The organism is Actinacidiphila sp. bgisy145 (assembly GCF_057708125.1).
On the sequence record NZ_JBYIRL010000002.1, the window covers coordinates 104642 to 128781 of the forward strand.

At 73.3% G+C, this 24140-nt stretch carries 20 protein-coding genes; 13 read left to right on the forward strand and 7 right to left on the reverse strand.

What is annotated here, in order from left to right; genetic code table 11:
• The first annotated feature begins 3 nt into the window (after window positions 1–3).
• From AC3ERT_RS02245 to AC3ERT_RS02255, 3 genes are all read left to right on the forward strand, one after another.
• Window positions 4–297 (forward strand): Dabb family protein, encoded by a 294-nt coding sequence (locus AC3ERT_RS02245; protein ID WP_435127584.1) that lies wholly within the window; start codon window positions 4–6, stop codon window positions 295–297.
• Window positions 298–554: 257 nt separating this feature from the next.
• Window positions 555–1385: an RNA polymerase sigma factor SigF gene (locus tag AC3ERT_RS02250; RefSeq protein WP_435127840.1), complete on the forward strand. Its 831-nt coding sequence runs from the start codon at window positions 555–557 to the stop codon at window positions 1383–1385.
• 167 nt (window positions 1386–1552) lie between these two features.
• Window positions 1553–2401 (forward strand): RNA polymerase sigma factor SigF, encoded by an 849-nt coding sequence (locus AC3ERT_RS02255; protein ID WP_335971495.1) that lies wholly within the window; start codon window positions 1553–1555, stop codon window positions 2399–2401.
• Window positions 2402–2438: 37 nt separating this feature from the next.
• Here AC3ERT_RS02255 and AC3ERT_RS02260 read toward each other — a convergent pair whose 3' ends face one another.
• Window positions 2439–2636: a hypothetical protein gene (locus tag AC3ERT_RS02260; protein WP_335971497.1), complete on the reverse strand. Its 198-nt coding sequence runs from the start codon at window positions 2634–2636 to the stop codon at window positions 2439–2441.
• Between the two features lie 58 nt (window positions 2637–2694).
• On the opposite strand from AC3ERT_RS02260, the gene AC3ERT_RS02265 reads away from it, so the two are divergent.
• Both AC3ERT_RS02265 and AC3ERT_RS02270 read left to right on the forward strand, forming a co-directional pair.
• The gene (locus AC3ERT_RS02265; protein WP_435172394.1) at window positions 2695–3630 is read left to right on the forward strand and encodes an aldo/keto reductase; all 936 of its coding nucleotides are present in this window, start codon (window positions 2695–2697) and stop codon (window positions 3628–3630) included.
• Window positions 3631–3933: 303 nt separating this feature from the next.
• Window positions 3934–4395 (forward strand): PPOX class F420-dependent oxidoreductase, encoded by a 462-nt coding sequence (locus AC3ERT_RS02270; RefSeq protein ID WP_335971501.1) that lies wholly within the window; start codon window positions 3934–3936, stop codon window positions 4393–4395.
• Window positions 4396–4494: 99 nt separating this feature from the next.
• On the opposite strand, the gene AC3ERT_RS02275 is transcribed toward AC3ERT_RS02270, so the two are convergent.
• The 4 genes from AC3ERT_RS02275 to AC3ERT_RS02290 all read right to left on the reverse strand — a co-directional run bounded on the left by AC3ERT_RS02275 (window position 4495) and on the right by AC3ERT_RS02290 (window position 11009).
• Window positions 4495–6888, reverse strand: a complete 2394-nt coding sequence (locus AC3ERT_RS02275; RefSeq protein ID WP_435172395.1) for an ArnT family glycosyltransferase — start codon at window positions 6886–6888, stop codon at window positions 4495–4497.
• A complete protein-coding gene (locus AC3ERT_RS02280) occupies window positions 6885–8372 on the reverse strand; it encodes a bifunctional glycosyltransferase family 2/GtrA family protein (RefSeq protein ID WP_435127576.1) in 1488 nt (495 codons plus the stop codon). Before AC3ERT_RS02280 ends, AC3ERT_RS02275 begins: the two co-directional genes overlap by 4 nt.
• Window positions 8373–8427: 55 nt before the next feature.
• Window positions 8428–9993, reverse strand: a complete 1566-nt coding sequence (locus AC3ERT_RS02285) for a sensor histidine kinase (protein ID WP_435172616.1) — start codon at window positions 9991–9993, stop codon at window positions 8428–8430.
• A 206-nt stretch (window positions 9994–10199) separates the two neighbouring features.
• Window positions 10200–11009 (reverse strand): response regulator transcription factor, encoded by an 810-nt coding sequence (locus AC3ERT_RS02290; protein WP_335971506.1) that lies wholly within the window; start codon window positions 11007–11009, stop codon window positions 10200–10202.
• Between the two features lie 265 nt (window positions 11010–11274).
• Between AC3ERT_RS02290 and AC3ERT_RS02295 the strand changes: the two genes are divergently transcribed.
• The 3 genes from AC3ERT_RS02295 to hemC are packed head-to-tail and all read left to right on the forward strand — an operon-like array spanning window position 11275 to window position 14625.
• On the forward strand, window positions 11275–12144 hold the full coding sequence (locus tag AC3ERT_RS02295) for a class I SAM-dependent methyltransferase (RefSeq protein WP_335971507.1): 870 nt from the start codon (window positions 11275–11277) through the stop codon (window positions 12142–12144).
• Window positions 12141–13604, forward strand: coding sequence for a hypothetical protein (locus AC3ERT_RS02300; protein WP_435172396.1), 1464 nt, complete (start codon window positions 12141–12143; stop codon window positions 13602–13604). The genes AC3ERT_RS02295 and AC3ERT_RS02300 overlap by 4 nt, the downstream gene beginning before the upstream one ends.
• A gap of 58 nt (window positions 13605–13662) precedes the next feature.
• Window positions 13663–14625, forward strand: coding sequence for a hydroxymethylbilane synthase (hemC, locus tag AC3ERT_RS02305; RefSeq protein ID WP_335971511.1), 963 nt, complete (start codon window positions 13663–13665; stop codon window positions 14623–14625).
• A 27-nt stretch (window positions 14626–14652) separates the two neighbouring features.
• On the opposite strand, the gene AC3ERT_RS02310 is transcribed toward hemC, so the two are convergent.
• Both AC3ERT_RS02310 and AC3ERT_RS02315 read right to left on the reverse strand, forming a co-directional pair.
• Window positions 14653–15810: a COG1470 family protein gene (locus AC3ERT_RS02310; RefSeq protein ID WP_435172397.1), complete on the reverse strand. Its 1158-nt coding sequence runs from the start codon at window positions 15808–15810 to the stop codon at window positions 14653–14655.
• A 108-nt stretch (window positions 15811–15918) separates the two neighbouring features.
• The gene (locus tag AC3ERT_RS02315) at window positions 15919–18324 is read right to left on the reverse strand and encodes a polysaccharide lyase 8 family protein (protein WP_435172398.1); all 2406 of its coding nucleotides are present in this window, start codon (window positions 18322–18324) and stop codon (window positions 15919–15921) included.
• 180 nt (window positions 18325–18504) lie between these two features.
• Between AC3ERT_RS02315 and AC3ERT_RS02320 the strand changes: the two genes are divergently transcribed.
• The 5 genes from AC3ERT_RS02320 (at window position 18505) to AC3ERT_RS02340 (ending at window position 24030) form a co-directional block, all read left to right on the forward strand.
• Window positions 18505–19581 carry a LacI family DNA-binding transcriptional regulator gene (locus AC3ERT_RS02320; protein WP_435127563.1) on the forward strand — a complete coding sequence of 359 codons (1077 nt, stop codon included), beginning with the start codon at window positions 18505–18507 and terminating at the stop codon, window positions 19579–19581.
• Window positions 19582–19685: 104 nt separating this feature from the next.
• Window positions 19686–21005, forward strand: coding sequence for an ABC transporter substrate-binding protein (locus AC3ERT_RS02325; RefSeq protein WP_435127561.1), 1320 nt, complete (start codon window positions 19686–19688; stop codon window positions 21003–21005).
• 12 nt (window positions 21006–21017) lie between these two features.
• Window positions 21018–21959: a carbohydrate ABC transporter permease gene (locus AC3ERT_RS02330; RefSeq protein ID WP_435127559.1), complete on the forward strand. Its 942-nt coding sequence runs from the start codon at window positions 21018–21020 to the stop codon at window positions 21957–21959.
• On the forward strand, window positions 21956–22867 hold the full coding sequence (locus AC3ERT_RS02335; RefSeq protein WP_435127557.1) for a carbohydrate ABC transporter permease: 912 nt from the start codon (window positions 21956–21958) through the stop codon (window positions 22865–22867). Before AC3ERT_RS02330 ends, AC3ERT_RS02335 begins: the two co-directional genes overlap by 4 nt.
• Window positions 22868–22983: 116 nt before the next feature.
• Complete coding sequence (locus AC3ERT_RS02340) at window positions 22984–24030, forward strand: hydroxyacid dehydrogenase (protein ID WP_435127555.1); 1047 nt, start codon at window positions 22984–22986, stop codon at window positions 24028–24030.
• Window positions 24031–24140: the final 110 nt, after the last annotated feature.

The window sequence follows — 24140 nt, forward strand, 5'->3', positions numbered from 1 at the left end:
GTGATGATCCGTCATCTGGTGCTGTTCAAGCTGAACGAGGGCGTCGACCGGGCCGAGGAGCGGGTGGCCGCCGGCGGCCGGGCGTTCGCCGAGCTCGGCCCGCAGATCCCGGAGGTGGCCTCCTGGGAGTGCGGCTGGAACGTCACGGACCGGCCGATCGCCTACGACTTCGCCATCAACTCCACGGTCGCGGACGCCGACGCGCTGGCGCGCTACCTCGAACACCCCGCGCACCAGGCCGCGGTCGCGCAGTGGTCCGCCTTCGCCACCTGGGTCATCGCCGACTACGAGATCTGACCGCACGCCTGTTCACTGCCGGCCCCTCGCCGTCCGCGGCGGGGGGCTTCGCCATGCCCTGCCGGCCGGGTGGCGCGCGCTCGACGTACAACCGTTCGTACAACACGGCAATATGCGGTGCTTGCACAAAGCACACATGAATTGTGATGCTATGACCGCTTTGCCCGACGTTTTCTTGACCGACGCTTTGACGGATGTTCGCCGGATGTTGCAGTCGCAGCAGGCTGGAGTGGACCGATAAGGGGTGTGGTGTGCCGGTGCCGGCCCGTACGGCGTCAACGCCAGCGACGACGTATCCGCGCGGCAGGACGCGGACGCCGAACAGCAACGCGGCCGACGCACGCGCGCTGACCCAGGTGCTCTTCGAGCAGATCGCCCGGCTGGAGCCGGGCACGCCCGAGCACAGCCGGGTGCGCGCCGCGCTGATCGAGGTGAACCTGCCGCTGGTGCGGTACGCCGCGGCGCGCTTCCGCAGCCGCAACGAGCCGATGGAGGACGTGGTCCAGGTCGGCACGATCGGCCTGATCAACGCGATCGACCGGTTCGACCCGGAGCGCGGGGTGCAGTTCCCGACCTTCGCGATGCCCACCGTGGTCGGGGAGATCAAACGTTACTTCCGGGACAACGTGCGCACCGTGCACGTGCCGCGCCGGCTGCACGAGTTGTGGGTCCAGGTCAGCGGCGCCATCGAGGACCTCACGGTGCTGCACGGCCGCTCGCCGACGACCGCGGAGATCGCCGAGCGGCTGCGGCTGTCGGAGGACGAGGTGCTCGCCTGCCTGGAGGCCGGCCGCGCCTACCACGCGACCTCGCTGGAGGCCGCCCAGGAGGGCGACGGCGCCCCCGGGCTGCTGGACCGGCTCGGCTACGAGGACCCCGCGCTCAACGGCGTCGAGCACCGCGACCTGGTCCGGCATCTTCTGGTGCAACTGCCGGAGCGCGAGCGGCGCATCCTGCTGCTGCGCTACTTCGGCAACCTGACACAGTCCCAGATCAGTGCTGAGCTGGGAGTTTCCCAGATGCACGTGTCCCGGCTGCTGTCGCGGAGCTTCGCCCGCCTCAGATCCGCAAATCAGATCGAAGCGTAACCCAACGGGATCAAGCCACCTGCACAGATAAGTCGACATGACGCTACAGCGTGTTGCCGACATGTGACATTCTGCGGATAGCGCGTTTGTGACGGCCGGTCCTCCGGTATTCCAGTGGAGGAACAACCGTCGCTCGCGACGCCCGTCCGCGACCTCAAGGGGGTGGCATGTCCGTACAGTTGGGCAGTCCCAAGGTGCTTCGTACCGACGCAACCGACGCTGACGTAGCGCATGGCGCTGTGCACAGCGATGCCATCGACACCCGTACGCTGTCCCGTTCGCTGTTCCTGCGGCTGGCGGCGCTCCCGGTCGACAGCCCGGACCGCGCCTACGTCCGCGACACGCTCATCGAGCTGAACCTGCCGCTCGTGCGGTACGCCGCGGCCCGCTTCCGCAGCCGCAACGAACCGATGGAGGACATCGTCCAGGTCGGCACGATCGGCCTGATCAAGGCGATCGACCGGTTCGACTGCGAACGCGGCGTCGAGTTCCCGACGTTCGCGATGCCGACCATCGTCGGCGAGGTGAAGCGCTTCTTCCGCGACACCTCGTGGTCGGTGCGGGTGCCGCGCCGGCTCCAGGAGCTGCGGCTGGCGCTGACCAAGGCGAGCGACGAGCTGTCGCAGAAGCTGGACCGCTCCCCGACCGTCGCCGAACTGGCCTCCTGCCTCGGCGTCTCCGAGGAGGACGTGGTCGACGGGCTGGCCGTCGGCAACGCGTACACGGCCAGCTCGCTGGACTCCCCGCCGCCGGAGGACGACGGCGGCGAGGGCACCCTGGCCGACCGGCTGGGCTACGAGGACAGCGCCCTCGAAGGCGTCGAGTACCGCGAGTCGCTGAAGCCGCTGCTGGCCCAACTGCCGCCGCGCGAGCGCCAGATCATCATGCTGCGGTTCTTCGCGAACATGACGCAGTCGCAGATCGGCGAGGAGGTCGGCATCTCCCAGATGCACGTCTCCCGCCTGCTGACCCGTACGCTGGCGCAGCTCCGGATCGGACTGACGTCCGAGGCGTGACCAGCGCCGGAGGCGCAGGAAGGGGGAGTGGTCGCCGCTACTTCATCGCGAGCGCGACCACTCCCACGATCACCACCAGGACCACGACCACACCGATGATCAGGCCCGCGCGGCTGCGGCTCTGCGCACGCTGTACCTGCACGGGCGGCGGCTGCTCGTCGACGAAGGCGCGGAACATCTGCGTGCTGCCGGCCGGGTCGTAGTTGTTCTCAGGGTTCGGCGAGGAGTTCGACATGCCGCCTGACCCTAGCGTGTCGGCGGAATAACCCGCACCCCCGGTTGTTGCACCTGTCATGGCTCGCATCGGCAACTCCGCACTCGACGTCTTCCCCCTCTCCCTCGGCGGCAATGTCTTCGGCTGGACGGCTGACGAGGCCCAGTCGTTCGCCGTCCTCGACGCCTTCACCGGCCGCGGCGGCAACTTCGTCGACACCGCCGACGTGTACTCGGCCTGGGTGCCGGGCAACGGCGGCGGGGTGTCCGAGAGGATCATCGGCGCCTGGCTGGCCCGCCGCGGCCGCCGGGACGACGTGGTGATCGCCACGAAGGTCGGCAGCCACCCCGACTTCAAGGGACTGCGGGCCGACACGATCAAGAAGGGCGCCGAGGCATCGCTGCGCCGGCTCGGCGTGGACCACATCGACCTGTACTACACGCACCGCGACGACCCCGACGTGCCGGTCGAGGAGATCATCACCGCGCTGGACGCCCTGGTGAAGGAGGGCAAGGTCCGCGCGATCGGCGCCTCCAACATCTCCGCCGAGCGGCTTGCCGCCTCCCTGGACTTCTCCGAGCGCGAGGGCCTGGCGCGGTACGAGATCGTGCAGCCCCTGTACAGCCTGGTCGAGCGCGACACGTTCGAGGGCCCGCTCGCCGACCTCGTGGCGGCCCGCGGCCTGTCCACCGCGCCCTACTACGCGCTCGCCTCCGGCTTCCTGACCGGCAAGTACCGCCCGGGCACCGAGGTCGACAGCGCCCGCGCGGGCAAGGCCGGCCAGTATCTGTCCACGCCCACCGGCCCGAAGGTGCTCGCGGCGCTCGACGAGGTGGCCGCCGCCCACGGCGCCGAGGTCACCACGGTCGCGCTGGCGTGGCTGGCCGCGCAGCCGACGGTGGTGGCGCCGATCGCCAGCGCCCGTACGGTCGAGCAGGTGCCCGCGCTGACCGCCGTCGCCGAACTGGAGCTGACCGAGCAGGAGGTGGCGGCCCTCACCGCCGCCGCGTCGTAGCGCGCCGCGGGCGGGCCGGCGGCGCCGCGGTGCGCCGCCGTCCGCCCTGTGAGGTCGCGCACTCCACCGGGCCGGGGCGCCCACGCCCTTGCGCAGTGCAACCATCGGCCATACGGTTGCTTCAGGCAATCACTTGCGCGGGCCGGCACCCCGCCCGCGCGACGTACGACTCCCGGTCGCACGGCACGCACCCGCAGCGGAGAGGTCGGGTCGTACGACACGGGCACGGGTCCTGGCGGCGGCCGGAGCAGGGGACGGCCGAGGCCGCCCGCCGGGACCTACACAGCGGCGTAGGGTGCGGGCATGGCTCCCAATATCGCCACCAACACCCGTGTCGGCCTGGACGAACTGCTGGAGTTCATCCGGCCGCGGCACCACGCCATCCTGCTCACCACCCGCGCCGACGGCCGCCCCCAGGGCTCCCCGCTCACCTGCGGGGTGGACGACTCCGGCCGGATCGTCGTCTCGACCTACCCCGAGCGGGCCAAGACCCGCAACGCCAGGCGCGACCCGCGGGTCAGCGTGATCGTGCTCTCCGACTCCTTCAACGACGCGTGGGTGCAGGTCGACGGCCGCGCGGAGGTGCTGGACGTACCGGACTCCGTCGAGCCGCTGGTGGAGTACTTCCGGAACATCTCCGGCGAGCACCCGGACTGGGCGGAGTACCGCGAGGCGATGGTCCGGCAGGGCAAGTCCATCATCCGGATCACCCCGGAGCGCTGGGGCCCGATCGCGACCGGCGGCTTCCCCGCCCGCCTCGCCTGAGCGCACCCCCGCCGCACGCACCGCGGCCCGCGGACCGGACGAACCGGCCGCGGGCCGCGCTGCGTCCGGGCCGCGCGCTCACGCGGCCCGGACGGGGTGTCACTTCGACTTCGGCGCCGTCAGGTCGTAGACGGTGGTGCCGCCCACGGTCTTGGCGGTGTAGTGCGAGGAGACCCAGGAGCTGATGGACGACGCGGCGTTGCTGCCGCCCATCGAGCTCCCGCCGAAGCCGCCGCCACCGATGAAGTAGTGGATACGGCCCTCGGAGACGTACTTCTCGAACTGCGCCAGGGTCGGCGACGGGTCGCTGCCGTTGAAGCCGCCGACGGACATCACCGGCTTCTGGGTGGCCAGCTGGTAGCTCGCCTGGTTCTGCGAGCCGACGGCCGCGGCGACCCAGGTGTAGTGGCTCGCGTCCTTCAGCAGCAGCGCCTTGACCGCGGAGCTGACCTGGGCGCCGTCGAGCAGACCGCCCATGCCGCCGGCGTTGCCGCCCATGCCGCCCTCGCCCGAGGTGCCGCCGGGGAAGCCGTTCGTGCCCTGGCCCTGGGACTGGCTGTTGCCGTTGCCCTGGCCGGGCAGCTGGCCCTGGGAGTTGCCGTTGCCCTGGCCGGGCAGCTGGCCGAAGCCGCCGCCCGGGAAGCCGCCGGTGCCGTTGGTGCTGCCGTTGCCGTTGGTGCTGCCATTGCCGTTGCCGGGCATGGTGCCGGTCGGCGGGGTGCCGCCACCGCCGCCCGGGAAACCGCCCCTGCCGCCGCCACCGCCACCGCCGCCGGGGAATCCACCCATGCCGCCCTGCACGGACGGCCCGGCGGTCACGATGGACCCCTCGTGCCCGGTGCTCACCGTGTCGAGCGTGTACGCCACCGGTCCGCCCAGGATCGCCGCGATCCCGACCACCGCGGACAGCACCGCGAGCCGGGCGCCGACCCGTGCCGACGCCATGCCCGGCAGCGCGCCGGCCAGCAGCGCCAGCGCGGCCACCGCGCCGGCGACGACGACCGCGACCCGCAGCCACGGGTGCCAGTCGGGGCTGCGGTGCAGCAGCGTGTAGGACCACACGGCCGTGCCGGCGACGGTGAGCGCCATCACCGAGGCGGCCGCGATGTGGGTGCGCCGCTGCCACAGCACCGACGCGCCCATGCCGACCAGCGCCGCGATGTAGGGCGCGAGGGCGATGTTGTAGTACTGGTGGAAGATCCCGGACATGTAGCTGAACGTCACGAACGTCATCAGCAGCGCGCCGCCCCAGAGCAGGAACGCCGCCCGGGTCGCCGAGGTGCGGCGGGCCTTGCGGGTGATCCACACGCCCGCGAGCAGCGCCACGAACGCGGCCGGCAGCAGCCAGGCGATCTGGCCGCCCATCTCCGAGTTGAACAGCCGGCCGATGCCGGTGGCGCCCCACATGCCGCCGCCGTTGCCGCCGCCCGGGCCGCCGCCACCGCCGACGCTGCCGGTCTCGTTGCCGGTGATCCGGCCGAAGCCGTTGTAGCCGAAGGTCAGCGACAGGAAGCTGTTGTCCTGGGAGCCGCCGATGTACGGGCGGGAGGACTTGGGCCACAGCTCCACGATGGTGACCCACCAGCCGCCCGCGACCACCATCGCGACGGCGGAGTAGAGGATCTGGAGCAGGCGGCGGCGCAGCGGGGTCGGCGCGCAGACCGCGTAGACCACGGCGAGCGGCGGCAGGATCAGCCACGCCTGGAGGGTCTTGGTCAGGAACGCGAAGCCGAAGACGACGCCGGCGATCACCAGCCACTTGGTGCGGGCGTCCTCGATGGCGCGCAGCACGCAGTAGACGGCGGTGACCATCAGCAGCGCCAGCAGCGCGTCGGGGTTGTTGAAGCGGAACATCAGCGCCGCGACCGGCGTGATCGCCAGCACCGCGCCCGCGGTCAGGCCCGCGCCGGGGCCGAACCGCCGCCGTACGGACGCGTAGAGCACGCCGACGGTGCCGACGCCCATCAGCGCCTCGGGCACGAGGATCTGCCACGAGCCGAGGCCGAACAGGCGTACCGACAGGGCCATCGGCCACAGCGCGGCCGGCGGCTTGTCGACGGTGATGGAGTTCGCCGCGTCGGAGGAGCCGAAGAAGAACGCCTTCCAACTCTGGCTGCCCGCCTGGACGGCGGCGGAGTAGAAGGAGTTGGCGTAGCCGGAGGCGCCCAGGTCGTACAGGTAGAGCACGAGCGTGGCGACCAGCAGGCCGAGGAAGGCCGGGCGGACCCAGGCCGGGTCCTCGGGGCGGCCGCGCCAGACGCGGCGCGGCAGGCCCCGGGCGCCGCCCGCCGACTGCGCGGCGTGCGACCCGGGTGCGGCATGGGCGCCGGCGGCGGCCGGTACGTCACCGGCCGGTACGTCGACGGCGGCCGACCGGGCGGCTGCCGACGGGTCGGCGGCCGGCTCGGCGGCGGTTCCGGCGACCGGGCCGGGTGCGGGGCCGGGCGGGCCGGCCACACCGTCCAGCGCGTGTGCGTCGCTCGGGGTGGTCATCGGGCGCTCCTCAGATCGTGGTCGTCGCGGTCGTCGTAGTCGTCGTAGCCGTCATAGCCGACGAGGCCGGCCCGGGCGGTGCCGTCCGGGCCGTCGGCGGCCGCGGCGGGGACGGGGTGGGGGGCGTAGCCGCCGTCGGCGCCTTCCTCGGCGTCGAGGACGGTCCCGGTGCCGCGGCCGTCCTGGTCGGAGCGGTCCGGGAAGAGCCAGGCGCGGAAGAGCAGGAAGCGCAGCACCGTCGCGGCAAGGTTCGCCGCGACCAGGACCGCGAGTTCGGTGCGGTGCGCGGGGTGCGGCGCCGCGGTGTGCAGCGCGGCGAGCGAGCCGCTGGTCAGCGCGAGGCCGATGGCGAACACCACCAGCCCCTGCGCCTGGTGGCGGACCGCCCGGTCCGAGCCGCGCACCCCGAAGGTGAGCCGCCGGTTGGCAGCGGTGTTGGCGAGCGCGGACAGCAGCAGCGCCAGCGCGTTGGCGAACTGGGAGTTCATCCCGTTGCGGAAGAGGAAGTACAGCACCAGGTAGAACGCCGTGCTGAGCACGCCGACCGCGCAGAACCCGACCAGCTGGCGGGCCAGTCCGGGCGGCACGCCCGGCAGTTCGCGGTCGCGCGGGTCCTCCCCGAACGGGCGGCGCAGCCGGTCCAGCGCGAGCCGTCCGGTGGCCAGCGCCCTGCCCACCCGCCACACGCCCCGCAGGTCGGCGGTGGCGGTCCGCACGATGTCCACGCTGCTGTTCGGGTCGTCGACCCAGTCCACCGGGACCTCGTGGATGCGCAGGCCCGCGCGTTCGGCGAGCACCAGCATCTCCGTGTCGAAGAACCAGCCGGCGTCCTCGACCATCGGCAGCAGCCGCTGCGCGACGTCCGCGCGGATCGCCTTGAAGCCGCACTGCGCGTCGGAGAAGTGCGCGGCGAGCGAGCCGCGCAGTATCAGGTTGTACGTGCGGGAGATGAACTCCCGCTTGGCGCCGCGCACCACCCGCGAGGACTGCGCCAGCCGCGAGCCGATCGCCAGGTCGGAGTGGCCGGAGATCAGCGGGGCGACCAGCGGCAGCAGGGCGTTGAGGTCGGTGGACAGGTCCACGTCCATGTACGCGAGCACCGGGGAGTCCGATGCGGTCCACACGGTGCGCAGCGCCAGCCCGCGGCCCTTCTGCTCCAGCCGGAAGGAGACGACCTCGGGCAGCTCCGCGGCCAGGTGCGCCGCGATCGCGGGCGTCCGGTCGGTGCTGGCGTTGTCGGCGATGGTGATCCGGAAGGAGTACGGGAAGGTCTCGGTGAGGTGCGCGTGCAGCCGGCGCACGCCGGGGCCGAGGCCGTCCTCCTCGTTGTAGACGGGGACGACGACGTCGAGTACGGGGGCGACGGGCGCACCGGGCCCCGGTGGGGCGCCGGTGCTCGGGCGGGTCGCGGCGTCGGTGGCATGGACTGCGGCCGTGACCGGCAGGTGCCGACGGGCGGGCAGGTTGCCGAGATTGGTTCGCATGCCATGAGCCTCGGCAACCGGCCTGTCATGGCGATGTGCCGAGACTGAGGGCCACCTATGAGTCTGTTGGTGCAGGTGAGGCTGTTGTGACATGCGTCACCCCGGTGCCGGCCCGGGCCGGCAGCAGGACCGTGAAGACGGTGCGGCCCGGCACGGACGCCACGTCCACGCTGCCGCCGTGCGCGGCGACCACCGAGTGCACGATGGCCAGGCCCAGGCCGGTGCTGCCGGCCCCGCGGGAGCGGGAGGCGTCGCCGCGGGCGAACCGCTCGAAGACGTGCCGGCGCAGCTTCTCGGGAATGCCGGGGCCGTCGTCCTCGATCTGGAGCAGCACGTGCGCCGGGCGGCGCGCGACCGGGTCGGCCGGCCGGCAGCGCACCCGGGCGGTGACGGTCGTGCCGGGCGGGGTGTGGTTGCGGGCGTTGGCGAGCAGGTTGGCGAGCACCTGTTGCAGGCGCGGCGCGTCGCCGTACACGGTGGCCGGCTCGTCGGGCAGCTCCAGCCGCCAGATGTGGTCGCGGCCGGCCGCGCGGGCGTCGCTGACCGCGTCCACCACCAGCGGGGACAGGTCGGTGTCGGTCCGGTCGACCGGGCGGCCCGCGTCGAGCCGGGCCAGCAGCAGCAGGTCCTCCACGAGCGTGGTCATCCGGGCCGCCTCGGACTCGATCCGGCCCAGTGCGTGCTTGGTGTCGGGGCCGACCGGCTCCTGGCCGCGGCGGGTCAGCTCGGCGTAGCCGCGGATGGAGGCGAGCGGGGTGCGCAGCTCGTGGCTGGCGTCGGCGACGAACCGCCGGACCCGGGTCTCGCTCTCCTGCCGGGCGTGCAGCGCGGAGCCGACATGCCCGAGCATCCGGTTGAGGGCGGCGCCGACCTGCCCGAACTCGGTGCGCGGGTCGGTGTCGGAGTCCGGCACCCGGCTCAGCGGGGCCACCTCGCCGCGGTGCAGCGGCAGTTCGGCGACGCGGGTGGCCGTGGCAGCGACCCGGCGCAGCGGTTGCAGGGCGATCCGCATCAGGGCGGCGCCCGCGAGGCCGGCGGCGACGAGCCCGGCGGCGGTGACCGAGACCTCCACCCACAGCAGGGTGGACAGGGTGTCCTCGGTGCCCGCGGTGCTCAGGCCGACCAGGATGGTGCTGCCGTCGGAGGCGGCGGCGGCCGACTCGACGCGGTACTGGCCCAGGCCCGGGACGGTGATGCTGTGCGGCTTGCCGTCGCGCGGCACGTCGGCGAAGGCCGCGGCCTGTTTGGCGGTGAGGTCGTCGGCGACGAGCTGGCCGGTGGAGGGGCTGGTGGCGCTGACGGCGGCCTCGGTGACCGCGCCGGTGGAGCTGACGGTCGCGGCGACCGTCTCGCCGGGCTGGCCGCCGCCGGCGAGGAAGACGAAGGAGATGCTGCGGGGCAGGTCGGCGGCGCCGGTGCCGGTCGGGCCCAGCGTGCTCTGGCTGCCGGGGACGTTCTGGCCGGGCCCGGACTGGTCCGGGCGCGGGCCGTCGGCGCGCGCCGCCGTGTCGTGCACCTTCGCGTCGAGCTGGCCGTACAGGAAGTCGTGCAGCGCGAATATCGTGACCGCGCCGATCACCGCGCAGACGACGGCGACCAGGGCCACGCAGGAGGCGACCAGCCGGCGGCGCAGGGACCAGCGGCGCGGCGCCCAGCGCCTGGCGCGCGGCGGGGTGCGGGGGAGCGGGGGCGCGGGTGTGGCACCGCCCGGGGCACGGCGGTGGCCGGGGCCGGGTCCGGTGCGGGGGTCCGCGCCGGCCGCGCCGGGGCCCGGTCCGGCCGGCGCGGCCGGGCCGTGGGGGTGCGCCGTGGTCGGGGCGGGCCGGGTCACACCGGCTCGCCTGGCTTGATCAGGTAGCCGGCGCCGCGCCGGGTGTGGATCATCGGGGCGCGGCCGGCGTCGATCTTGCGGCGCAGGTAGGAGATGTACAGCTCGACCACGTTGGCCTGGCCGCCGAAGTCGTAGGACCAGACCCGGTCCAGGATCTGGGCCTTGCTCAGCACCCGGCGCGGGTTGCGCATGAGGTAGCGCAGCAGCTCGAACTCGGTCGCGGTGAGGTGGATGTTGTCGCCGCCGCGGCTGACCTCGTGGCTGTCCTCGTTCAGGACGAGGTCGCCGACGGCGAGCACGGACTCGTTGCGTACGGCGGCGGCGCCCGAGCGGCGCAGCAGCCCGCGCAGGCGGGCGACGACCTCCTCCAGGCTGAACGGCTTGGTCACGTAGTCGTCGCCGCCCGCGGTGAGGCCGGCGATCCGGTCCTCGACCGCGTCCTTCGCGGTCAGGAACAGCACGGGCACGTCCGGGGTCTGGCGGCGCAGCCGGGCCAGCACCTCCAGCCCGTCCATGTCGGGAAGCATCACGTCGAGCACCACCGCGTCGGGGCGGTTCTCGCGGGCCGAACGCAGCGCGCTCGCGCCGTCGCCCTCGGTACGCACCTGCCAGCCCTCGTAGCGCAGGGCCATGGAGAGCAGGTCGGCCAGGGGCGCCTCGTCGTCGACGACGAGGACCCGGACCGGGGAGCCGTCGGGGCGGGCGAGGTCGCCGGCGGCGGCTGCGCCGGGCGTGGTGTGGGCGGTATGGGTCGCGGAGGCGGCGGCCTGGGTGGAGCGGGTGGCCGCCGAAGAAGTGGAAGGCATACGGACACCCTGTGCACGGGCTATGAGAGCAGCCTTAATCCGTTTCTGTGAAAATTCTGAGAATCGGGCCCGCAACATGAAGCCTGGATCAAGGCGGGAGCCGGGGCCAGCCGCCCCCACCCCCTGGCGTCCGCCCGGCCCGCCCCCTGGCGTCCGCGCCACCCGCACCCTTGCGTCCGCCCCACCCGGCGATGGTACGAAGGAGCGAAGTCGGCTGCCGCACAAGCACGCTGACGCCACGTCACGATCGGGGGCAGGTCGCACCATGCAGGGTGGAGTCGGACTGACGGCGTATCTCGTCAACGAGTCGCGGGCCCGGCGGCCCGACCTCGCCGAGGACGGCCTGGCGGCCGCCTGGATTCCCGAGGCGCAGCGCCCGGACGTCAAGGCGCTGTGGCAGGAGTTCTCCGACGCCGTCTACCCGCACGACGACCTGGTGGTCGCGCTGCGCGGCCGCTTCATCGCCGACACCCTCGCCGAGGCGCTGCGCGCCGACCCGGACACCGTGCTGGTGGTGTGCGGCGCGGGCTTCTCCTCCTACCCCTGGCTGCTGGGCTTCCCGGTGGCGATCGAGGTGGACCTGCCGCACATGGCGGAGGCGAAGCGGCTGCGCGCGGCGGAGCTGACCGCCGACGGGACCGTACCGGCGCGTGACGTACGGCACATCGGCGCGGACCTGGCGGTGGCGGCGGACCGCGCCGCGGTGGTCGGGCAGGTGCGGGCGGTCGCGGCCGGGCGGCCGGTCGCCTACGTCGTCGAGGGCGTCGTCTTCTACCTGTCGCCGCAGGACGCCCGCGAAGTCGTCACGCTCGGTGCCCGGTTCGGTACGACCGCGGTGACCGCGGTGAGCTACTGGCCCGCGGCCGCGGCGGGCAGCGTGGTGCTGGCCGACCAGCGCGCGTGGTTCCGCCGCAGGTCCGTCCCGGAGGAGGCCAGCCACCACACGCACGCCGAGCTGGCCGCGCTGCTGGGCGCGCCGCTGGACGACCAGGGCCCGGAGGACCTGCAACGCCGCTACCTTCAGCGGGTGGTGGTGCCCGAGGCCGCCCTCATCCCGGAGTACGTCGCCGTGTCGTGGCACACCGCGGGCGCCGGCGGCCCGCACCGGGAGCACGGTGCGGACGGCTGCCCGTGACCGCCGGGGTGCTCCACCTCCAGTGCCGCGCCTACCCGTTGCACCACCGCACCCCGGCCACCGCCCTCGACCTGTTCGCCGTGCCCGGCCACGGCGAGCTGCAACCGGTGCTCGGCAGCCTGGACTCCCTCGCCTACAACCCGGACACCACCGTCGAGCTGGACCTCACCGGCCTGATCCGCCCGGCCGTCTCGCTGCCCGGCGTGGAGGTCGTCGCCTGCCGCGCCCGCATCCTGACCGCCGGCACCGTACTGGTGGTCTACGCTCTGCGCCACGAGCAGGACCTGCGGCAGCTGGAGCTGCTCGACCTCGACGCCCTGGACGCCCGCGTCAACCGCATCCTGCGCGAGACCGACGGCCCGATCCTCAGCGCGGTGCTGACCGCCGCGGTCAACAGCGGCCTGGTGCGCAGCATCGCGCTGCGCCCCGACCTGGCGGTGGGCGGCGCGCGCTCGCCGATCGACCGCCGCTCGGCCCGCTACAACGCGCACTACGTCTGCCAGGACCCGCCGTGGCGGCGGGACCCGCGGGTGCCCGAGGTCAGCGCGGGCCCGGACTGCCGCATCCTGCTGCCATACACCTACGCCTGGGACCACGACCCGGCCGCGCCGCTCGCCGAGCTGCTGACGATGACCGAGCCGACCGACATCGCGGTCGCCCAGCAGTCCCTGCTCGCCGGGGCGCTCATCGCCGGGCGCTGGGTGCTCGGCGACCTCGCGCACGCGCACCCCGCCAGCACCGACGTGCACGCCTTCCGCCGCTTCCTCGACGGGCTGTGGGCCGACTTCCACCACCTGGACAGCTACCGCGTGGAGTCCTCCCAGGCGCACCGCGCGAGCTACCTGGCCGCGCGCCTGACGATGGGCCTGGACGACACGCAGGAGCGCGCGGACAAACTCCTGGGCTACGTGAGCAGTTCGCTGCTGGCCGCCGCCTCGGAGCGGGCCGAGGCCCTGGACACCCGGCTCAACCGGGTCGCCGCCGCGCTCACCGTGGTCAGCGCGGCCTCGTTCGGCCTGGACATCGCGGTGTTCGTGCTGCCGCAGGTGTCGCTGTGGACGAAGATCGGCGTGGTGGCCGGGCTGCTCGGGATGGCGACGTCCGGGCTGGTGGCGGCGATGCTGCCGGGCGCGCTGCGCCGGTCGTTCCTGCGGCGCGGGCCGGCGGCGCTGCCGGAGCCGCCCGAAGTGCTCGGGCCGGTCGTGGCCCCGCAGGCGGCCGGTACGGGCGTGGCCAGTACGGGTACGGCCGGTACGGCGCCCGCGGGGGGAGTGGCGGGAGTGGCCGCGGCGGTGGGCGCCGCGGCCGGCGCGACCGCCCTGCCCGGCGCGGCGGCGGGGCCCGTCGCAGGGCCCGTCGCAACTGCGGGGGCCGACGCGGGCGACGGCGGTGGCAGCGGTGGCGGCGACCCGGGTAACCCGGGGGTGCCGCCCCAGCGCGGCCGGCCCGCCGGACCGTAGCCCGCCCGCCGGCAGCTACCGTGGAAGGACGACGGCGCAACGAGAGGACCGCTGCCCCATGAACGCCCCGACCGTACGGCTCGGCACCCGCAGCTCGCCGATGGCGCTCGCGCAGGCCCACCTGGTGGCGGACCTGCTGCGCAAGCAGCAGCCGGACCTGACAGTCGAGTTGGTGCCCGTCACCACCGAGGCGGACCGCTGGCACGGCGACCTGTCGAAGCTCGGCGGGAAGGGCCTGTTCGTCAAGCAGATCGACGTCATGCTCCAGCGCGGCGACGTCGACCTGGCCGTGCACTGCGTCAAGGACATGCCCGGCGACACCCCGCTGCCCGACGGCCTGGCCATCGCCGCCCACCTCCCGCGCGACGACGTCCGCGACGTCCTGCTCTTCCCCGCCGGGTCGCCGCGCGCGGCCCTCGGCGACCTGCCGCACGGCGCCGTCGTGGCGACCTCGGCGGTACGCCGCGCGGCGCAGCTGAGGCGGCTGCGCCCGGATCTGGAGATCGTCCGGGTGCGCGGCGCCGTCGGCACCCGGATCGACAAGCTGGACGGCCGCACGCCGGTCGACACCGCGCCGCCGGACGCCATGGTGCTGGCCGCGTCGGGCCTGGCCCGGCTGGAGTTGACCGACCGCGGCCGGCAGGTCTTCACCGTCGACGAGATCCTGCCGGCCGTCGGCTCCGGCGCGCTCGGCCTGGAGTGCCGCGCCGACGACACCGCCACCGCCGGGCTGCTCGCCCGCCTCGACCACGCGCGGACCACGGCCGAGGTCGGCGCCGAGCGCGCGATGCTGCACGCCCTACGCGGCCACTGCAACAGCCCCATCGCCGGGCACTGCACCACCACCGCCGACGGCCGGCTCACCCTGCGCGGCATGGTGTTCTCCGCCGACGGCGGCACCGTCGTCGACGCGCGCCGCACCGCGGCGGCGGGCGACACCCCGGCCGCTCTCGGCGCCCGCGTGGCCGCCGACCTGCTCGCCGGGGGTGCCCGCGCCGTCATCGAGGCCATCCCGCACTGAGCCGGCGGCGCGGCCGGGTCGCCCCCGCTAGGCGGCGATCACGGTCAGGCGCTGGAAGCCGGTGCCGTAGTCGATCTCCAGCAGGGCGCTGCCGTCGGTCTGCGCGGCGGGCACGGTGATCGACAAGGTGGTGGTCCAGGTGCCGCCGGGCGCCAGGGCGGGCACGTCGTAGTAGGTGTAGGACTCGGTGATGCCCTGCGGTCCGGCGACGGGCCGCATCACCGTGGCGGCGCTGGTGGCGGTCCCGTTGTTCGTGACGGTGACCGGGACGCTCGTGGTGCCGCCGCGGGTGACGACGCAGGTGTTCGGGACGGTCGCGGTCACGGACAGCGGGCCGCTACTGCCGGTGCCGGTCAACTGGCCCATGGTGTAGGCGAACTGCTCGATCCAGGGGCAGTCCGCGGCCGCCGCGGCACTGGGCTCCCACATGACGGCGCCCGTGGTCAGCGCCTGGACCTGGCTGATCTGACTGGCCAGCAGGGTGCCGCTCATGGAGGCGCCGGTGTCGGTGAACTGGGGGCTGAGGTAGGGGTAGACGGGCTGGCCGGGCGCGAGGGCCTGGTCGTTGGCGACCGAACTCTTCAGCGTACTGGTCCAGTTCGCGGCGGTCTGGGTGCTGCCGGTGTAGGCGCGGGGCGCGAAGAAGTCGAACAGGCCGTCCTGGTGCAGCTGCTGGGTGAGCGTGTTGTTGGCGGTCTGCCAGTCGTAGCCGTACATGCCCACCGGGGCGCCGGGTTCGGCGTCGTGCGTCCAGGGGATCAGCTCGTTCTTCCACAGGTCGAAGGCGTTGGTGGCGGCCTGGCCGGACAGCGCGGTGACCACGATGTTCTCGTAGTCCAGCACGATCGGGGCGGTGGAGTCTCCGCCGAACTCGCCGACGTACGTCCTGATGTCGTTCTCGAACGTGGCCTGGTCGGGCAGCGCGCCGCCATTGGCGTAGCAGCCCTCGGCGTCGCAGGTGAAGTGGAAGGCGTCGTAGGCGACGGTCGCGCGGACCGCGCCGTACTGCGCCAGGTCCGGCTGGCCCACCGCGCGTTCGTTGGTGTAGACGGTGAATTCCGCGGCGTGCGCGGGGGCGGCGGTGCCGGGCAGCAGGGTGGCGCCGAGGGCGGCGGTGAGTACGAGCGCGCCGGTCAGCAGGGTGCGGAGCGCCCGGGTGGGGGCGGTGTACGCGGGGGGGCGCATGGGCCTGGTCCTCTCGTCGTGGCGTGGTGGTGCCGGGGACCCGGCCGCCGGTGCCGAATTGGCGGGCGGCCGGGGGCGGTGCCGTGGCCGGCGGGACGGGCGGCGCCGTCAGCCGAGCCGGACGGTGGTCTGCTGGGTGGCGCCCACCAGGCCGGTGAGGTCGCCGAAGACCAGGCGCAGCGTGCGGCCGGTGGTCGCGGCGGTCAGGGCGTCCGGGCGGGCGGTGACGCGGCGGACCGGGCGGTGCCAGGTGACGGTCAGGCCCGTGGCCTGGCGCGCGGGGTCGGCGACGCAGACGGTCGCGGTGCCGTCCCGGTGCTCGCGGATCAGCACGCACGCCGGGGCGCTCGCGGTGATCGGGCCGACCGTCCCCGCGGCGAAGAAGTTGACGGCGGTCAGGCCGAGGGAGGGCACATGGATGCCCTGCTGGTCGCGGCAGTTGGCGAGGATCTGCTGCCGGTCGCGGTCGGCGGCCCGCGCGGCGGTCTGCGCGGCGCGCGCCCCGGGCAGGACCACGTAGGAGCAGTGGGCGTCCACCGGGTCCACGCCGTGGTCGACGTACAGGGTCAGGTAGTCGCGGGTCAGCGGCGTCGCGGACTGGCCGGTGTTGATGTCGTGCCAGGAGCCGGTGCGCGGCTCGCGTACGGCGGTGAGGGTGGCGCGCTCGGGGAAGACGTATCCGGCGACGCCCTCCACGGCGGCCCAGCGCGCGCCGGTGTACGTACGCGTGCCCTGGGTGCCCGGCTGGTGGGCCCCGTCGACGGTCAGCGCGTTGGTGCCGCCGGCGTGCAGGTTGCGGTTGTCCACGACGGTGTCGACCTCGGTGCCGTCAGCGCAGGTGATGCCCGCGTCGAGGCAGACGACCGCGTCGTCCAGGCAGAACCAGGACTTCTTCCCGGTGAGGGTGGAGAACGGGCCCTGGAGGTCCTGGCCGATGGCGGCGTACTCGCCGTCGGTGGCGCCGCCGACCCAGGCGGTGGTGGGGCGGGGCTCGGCGTACGCGCCGCCCTGGCCGTCGGCCAGCGGCAGCAGCGAGGCGGTGGTGCCGGGCAGCCGGTAGGGGTCGACGGTGGGCCAGAATCCGTCGTCGTACTGGGTGTTGTCGCTGTCCAGGTGGAGCTGGGTCATGCCGGAGCCGGTGTGCCAGCCGCGCAGGTTCTCGTTGCCGCCGGTCTCGTAGTGGCCGATGCGGTCCGAGGCCATGCTGATCGAGGCGGCCCAGCCCTTGCGCCGGTGCACGGCCCGGTCCATGGCGGGGAAGAGGCGGTGGCCCACCGGCTCGGCGGCGGCGGGCACCGAGGAGTCGCCGAGGATGCCGTCCAGCAGCGCGATGGAGGCGACCGAGCCGGAGGTCAGCGGGGTCGGGGTGCGCTGCAGCCAGCCCTTGACCGTGCTGTTGAGCCGGGCCCGCAGCTGCGGGTCGGCGGCGGGGGCGAGCGTGGCAAGGGTGCGCGCGAGGGACAGGCCGTCGGCGGCGCCGGACTCCGTGGCCCGCGAGACCGCCCGGCCGCGCACCGCGTCCAGCATCAGGCCGTTGTAAACGACCGGGGCGAAGGCGTCGGTGGCGGCGAAGAAGACGTTGTCCACCTGCGGGTCGCTGATCTGCCAGGAGGTGCCGGCGAGCGCGCTCATCAGCTTGGCCACGTCGCCGAGCCAGATGGCGCCGTAGGTGCCGGTGTAGGCGATGTAGGTGTGCTGGAGGAACGACCCGTCCGCGTAGAGGCCGTCGCCGGTGGTGACGAAGGGAAGGGTGGGCGAGATGGCGGCGACCCCGGTGGTGATCTTCGACGCGTCCGCGCCGAGCGCCCCGCGGATGATCAGCACCCGGCACAGGTCGAGCCGGTTCGCGCCGGTGGACACCGACGTGCCACTGGCCTGCACGATCACCGTCGGGTCGGGCACGAAGTGGTCGATCGCCGCGCAGTAGGCGGCGATCCGGGCGTCGCCCAGGGCGGGGTACAGGAGGTTGGCGGTGTCCTGGAGCGCCTGGGGCGCGCCGATCTGCCAGTCCCACCAGTTGCCGTAGCCGTACCGCGGCAGGTCGGTGGTGTACGCCCGGGCGACGACGAAGTCCATGCCGTCCAGGACCTGTTGGCGGAGTGTGGCGTCGCCGGAGCGGGCGGTGCCCGGGGTGGCGTACGCGAGGGCGAGCGTCTGGAGCCGGGTCAGGCTCGCCGTCACGTTCGCGGAGTCGGCGCCCAGCGGCAGGTCGGTGAAGAGCCGTGTCCTGGCGGCGGTGGTGTCCAGCGCGGCCGCGACGGTCGCCGCCTGGGAGTCGAGCGCGGCCAGCGCCGCGGTGTACACGGCGTCGGACGGGTCGATCGCGCCGCCGCTGACGAGCGCGGCCCACTGGGCGCGCACCGTGGCGTACGGGTCCGCGTCCGCCGCCGTGCCGGCGTACGCCGGGGTGCCGGCGGCGCCGGTGCCGGCGAGCGCGAGGCCGAACGCCGACGCGCCTGCTGTCAGCAGCAGGCCTCGGCGGGAGACGGTGCCGTACGGGGGACGGGAAGCCATGGGCCACCTCCGGGAGCGCGGGAATGCGACCGGTTGTAGCACCGGACCGCAGCGCCCGACAATGCTTTGCGCTCGGATTCAATCGTTCACAAGCAAACGAAAGAAATCGTGCCGATGCGAGCTTGGTGCCACTAGACTGCCGCTACGCCAGGCGAAACCGCCGTCGGAGGGAGCTGCCAGATGCACGCCGAGGAACGACACCAGGCGATCCTGCGCCGGGTGCGCGAGCACGGCTCGATGCGGGTCACGGACGTGGCCGGCGATCTCGGGGTGTCGCCCGTCACCATCCGCAAGGACGTGGAGGTGCTGGCGGAACGGGGCCTGCTGGCCCGGGTGCACGGCGGCGCGATGCTCCCCGAGACCGTGGCGGAGACCGCCCCGGACACCGCGGCGCCCTCCCCCGCGCCCGGGCTGCCCCTGGTGCTGGGCATGATCGTGCCGTCCGCCAGCTACTACTACCCGGACGTGATCAAGGGGGCGCGCGAGGCGGCAGCCGCGCAGGGCGCCCGCCTGGTGCTGCGAGTCTCCGACTACGACCCCGGCGAGGAGCACGCGCAGGCCCGGCAGATGATCGACGGCGGCATCGACGGGCTGCTGATCGCGCCCTCCGGCGAGGTGGGCCGGCCCGGGGCGCCGCACTGGCACGAGGAGCTGCCGGTGCCGACGATCCTGCTGGAGCGCCGCCCCGACGAGAACGCGCCGGCCGTGGAGCACGTCGTCACCGACCACGTCTACGGGGCGCGGCTGGCGGTCCGGCACCTGGTGGACATCGGCCGGCAGCGGATCGCGCTGCTCATGCGGGGCAACACCCCGACGGCGCCGTGGATCGAGGAGGGGTACCGCGCGGGCCTGCGCGCCGCGGGCCTGGCGGCGCCGGAGGACGGCGGTTTCATCGACCTGGGCGGCGAGGGATACGAGGCGGTCAGCTACGACCAGCCGATGACCACGTTCCTGGACGCGGCGGCGGCCGGGCGGATCGACGCGGTCATCGTGCACCCGGAGAACGACGCGCTGGCGCTGCTCCAGCGGCTGCGCGGCCGCGGCCTGGCGGTGCCGCGGGACATCGCCGTGGTCTCCTACGACGACGAGGTCGCCGCCCTCGCCGACGTCCCGCTGACCGCGGTCGCCCCCTCCAAGCACGAAGTCGGCGTCACCGCCGTGGAGTTGCTCGTGCTGCGGGTGCGCAGCCCGCACCGCCCGCGGCGCCGGATGTTCATCCTGCCGGAGCTGCACATCCGGGAGTCGAGCAGCGTTTAGCTTCGCTTGAGTTGCGTTTTCTGTCGATACCCATTGACAACGATCGAACGTAACCGAATGATGGCCGTCATTGTGCTTCGCCTCAGCTTCGAAGGAGCAGCGCCATGACGGCACCTACTCGTAAGACCGCTGTCGCACTCGCGGCGGCGGTCGCCTCCCTCGCCCTGTGCGCCACCGCCTGCGGCGGCTCCTCGGGCACGTCGGACAGCGCCTCCGCCGGCAAGCCGGTGCAGCTCACCTACTGGACCTGGACGAAGAACGCGCAGCAGGTCGTCGACGCGTTCAACAAGACGCACCAGGACGTCCACGTCAAGTACGTGCTGGAGGCCGGCGGCGCCCCCGGCTACGCGAAGGTGATGGCCGCGGTCAAGGCGGGCAACGGCCCGGACGTCTTCAACGTCGAGTACAGCGAGCTGCCGCAGTTCGTCAGCCAGGGCTACGTCCAGGACATCAGCTCCTACGTCGGCAGCAGCGTCACCTCGCAGTTCACGCCCGGCGCGGTCAGCCTGACGAAGCTCGGCGGGAAGAACTGGGCGGTGCCGATCGACATCGAGCCCGAGATGCTCTACTACCGCAAGGACCTCTTCGCCAAGTACCACCTGACCGTCCCCACCACCTGGGCGCAGTTCCGGTCCACCGCGCAGGCCCTGAAGAAGGCCGACCCCAAGGCGGTGCTGACGAACTTCAACACCGACGACCCCACCGTGGCCGCCCTGGCCGCACAGGCCGGCGCCCGCTGGTTCGGCACCTCCGGCGACACCTGGAAGGTCGACTTCGACGACGCGGGCACCCGGAAGGTCGCCGCGTACTGGCAGGGCCTCATCGACGACCACCTGGTCAGCGCGCTGCCGTCGGTCAGCCCGACGGTCCAGGCGAACCAGGCCGGCGGCGTGCAGGTCGCGCTGATCGACCCGCCCTACCAGGCCGCCTACAACCCCTCCACGCTGCCCAAGCAGTCCGGGGGCTGGGCCGTCGCCCCGCTGCCGACCTGGGACGGCAACGCCGCCACCGGCGCGCTGGGCGGGTCCACCTCCGCGGTCAGCAAGAACAGCAAGCACGCCGCCGCGGCAGCTCAGTTCGCCACCTGGATCGCCACCGACGCCGCCGCCGTCAAGGCCCGCGTCGCGGGCGGCGCCTCCAGCGCGCTGCCGGCCGTCCCGAAGCTGGTCGACGTCGCCCAGCAGGCGTTCGACAGCTCCTACTACGGCGACCAGGACCTGTACGCGGCGTTCAAGGCCGCGGCCGCCTCCCTCAAGACCGACTGGGTGTGGGGGCCGACCATGGTCAGCACCACCAGCCACCTGACCGACGGCCTGAACAAGGTCGCCGACGGCGGCACCGTCGCCGCAGCCCTGAAGTCCGCCCAGAGCAAGACCGCGGCCGACATGAAGGCCGCCGGCCTGACCGTCTCCTCGGCGAACTGAGGACCGCGGACCATGGCCGTCCCCGAACCGGCCGCCAGACCGTGGCCCGCCCGCCGGGCGCCCACGTCCCGCGACCGCAAACGCGCCGCAGCCGCCGTGCTGCTCACCCCCTTCTTCGTCCTGTTCGCCGCCGCGATGCTCGCCCCGATCGGCTACGCGATCTGGCTCAGCCTCTTCCGGACGCACCGCTCCGGCCTCGGCTTCGGCGGCACCAGCACCGTCTTCTCCGGCCTGGCCAACTACACCTCCGTACTGGGCGACCCGGCCTTCCGCAGCGGCTTCGTCCATGTGGCGCTGTACGCGGTGCTGTTCGTCCCGGTGATGCTCGCCAGTGCCCTCGCGGTCGCGATGCTGCTGGACTCCGCGCTGGCCCGCGCCAAGCGGTTCTTCCAGCTCACGCTCTTCCTGCCGCACGTGGTGCCCGGCGTCATCGCCGCCCTGGTCTGGGCGTACCTGTACACGCCCAACATCAGCCCGGTGGTGCGGGTGCTCCAGTCGGTGGGCGTCCCGTTCAACCTGAGCAGCGTCACCACCGACCTGCCCGGCATGGCCAACATCGGCCTGTGGGAGGTGCTCGGCTACAACGTCGTCATCTTCTACGCCGCGCTCCAGGCCATCCCCGGCGAGGTCCTGGAAGCCGCCGTCGTCGACGGCGCGTCCGAGGCCAGGGTCGCCTGGAGCGTGAAACTCCCCATGATCCGCACCTCACTGGGCCTGGTCGGGCTCTTCACCGGCGTCGGGGTGCTCCAGCTCTTCAACGAGCCCTGGATGATGAGCCAGAACGGCGCCGCGGCCATCACCAGCAAGTGGGTGCCGAACATGTACACCTACACCGAGGCGTTCCAGAACGCCGACTACGGCCGGGCCGCGGCCGGTTCGCTGCTCATCGCCCTGGTCAGCGGCCTGCTGTCCTTCGCGGTCACCCGCATCTCGAACCCGTGGAGCCGCGCGTGACCACCGTCGCCGACCCCCGTACCGAGCCGGGCGCCCGACCCGCCGGCCACCGCCCCGCCGCACCCCGCCGGCGCCGCCCCTGGAGCACCTCCAAGATCGCGGTCAACACCGCCCTGGTCCTGGCCGCCGCCTACACCCTCTTCCCGGCCGCCTGGATGCTGCTGGCCGCGGCCAAGACCGGCGCCGGGCTGATGGCGGGCGTCTTCAGCCTCCAGGACCTGGACCTGAGCGGGAACCTGTCCCGGCTGGTCCACCAGGACCACGGCATCTACCTGCGCTGGTGCCTGAACTCCCTGCTGTACGCGGGCGGCGGGGCGGTGCTGTGCGCACTGGTCTCGGTGGCCGCCGGCTATGCCTTCGACAAGTACGCGTTCCGCGGCAAGGAGAAGCTGTTCGCCCTGGTGCTCGTCGGCGTCCTGGTGCCCACCAGCGCCACGGCCATCCCGCTCTACCTGCTCGCCTCCAAGGTCCACCTGGTCAACACCGTCTGGGCGGTGCTGATCCCCTCGGTCGTCAACCCCTTCCTGGTCTACCTCGGCCGGGTCTTCAGCGCGGGCTACGTGCCGGACGAGGTGCTGGAGGCGGCCCGCATCGACGGGGCGGGCGAGCTGCGCATCTTCTTCTCCATCGCCCTGCCGATGCTGAGGTCGGGCTTCACCACGATGACGCTCTTCCAGTTCTCCGCGATCTGGAACGGCTTCTTCCTCGCCCTGATGATGCTCTCCAACCTCAAGCTCTACCCGGTCACGCTCGGCATCTACATCTGGTCGATGCAGGCGGCGACCGACCCGTACATGAAGCCGCTGGCGATCTGCGGGGCGGTCATCGCCGTGGTGCCGGTGGTGCTGCTCTTCCTGTGCCTCCAGCGCTACTGGCGGTCCGGTCTGACCGCGGGCGCGGTCAAGTAGCGCTCGGCGCAGCGCGGTTGGCGCGCGGCGCCCCGACCTCATGCCTTCTTCTGCTTCTTCCGCTTCTCCTTCCTTCTTCCGCCTTCTTCTGCCCCGATCTGCCGAGGAGTTCCTGTATGCCCGTCCCCCGGGTGCCGTCCACACCCGCCGCGAGCGGCCGACCACGAGTGGTACTGGCGATGGACCCGCAGTTCGCCGACGGCTTCTTCGACGACCGCGCGCGGGCCCGGTTCGCCGAGATCGCCGTGTGGGACCCAGCGCTGATCGTGCACGACCTGGACGACCGGCGGGCCGCGGCGGAACTGCGCGACGCCGAGGTGATGTTCGCCAGCTGGGGGGCGCCGGTGCTGGACGAGGAGCTGCTGGCCGCCGCCCCCGCGCTCAAGGCGGTGGTCTACGCCGCCGGTTCGGTGAAGGGCCTGGTCACCGAGGCGTGCTGGCGCCGGGGCCTGACCGTCTCCAGCGGGGCGTGGGCCAACGCGCTGCCGGTCGCGGAGTACACCGTCGCCGCGATCCTCCTCGCCAACAAGCAGATCCCGCAGATCCGCGAGGAGTTCCGCAGGGTGCGCGGCACCCGCCACGCGTGGCGCCACAGCTACCCGGACATCGGCAACTACCGCCGGACCGTCGGCATCGTGGGCGCCTCGCTCATCGGCCGCCGCGTGATCGAGCTGCTGCGGCCGCACGACCTCGCCGTCGTCGTCCACGACCCCTACCTCGACCCGCAGGCGGCAGGGGAGTTGGGGGTGCGGACGGCGGCGCTGGACGAACTGTGCGCGGTCAGCGACGTGGTGAGCCTGCACGCCCCCCAACTGCCCGCCACCGAGGGCATGATCGGTGCCCGGCAGCTCGCCCTGATGCGGGACGGGGCCACCCTCGTCAACACCGCGCGCGGCGCCCTGGTCGACACCGCGGCCCTCGTCCCCGAGGTCACCCTCGGCCGCCTGAACGCCGTCCTCGACGTCACCGACCCCGACCCGCTGCCGGCCGGCTCCCCGCTGTACGACCTGCCGAACGTGACGCTCACCCCGCACGTGGCCGGGTCGATGGGCAACGAGCACTACCGGCTGGCGCACTCGGCGCTGGACGAGCTGGCCCGGTACGCCGCCGGGCGGCCCTTCCGGCACGAGGTCCGGCCGGACCGGCTCGACCGGATCGCGTGAGGGCGCCCCCGCGCACCCGCGCACCCGGCCCCCGTACGCACACCAAGCACCCGCACCCCGCACCCCGCACCCCGTACCGGCACCCGCACCCGCACTCCGCACTCCGCACT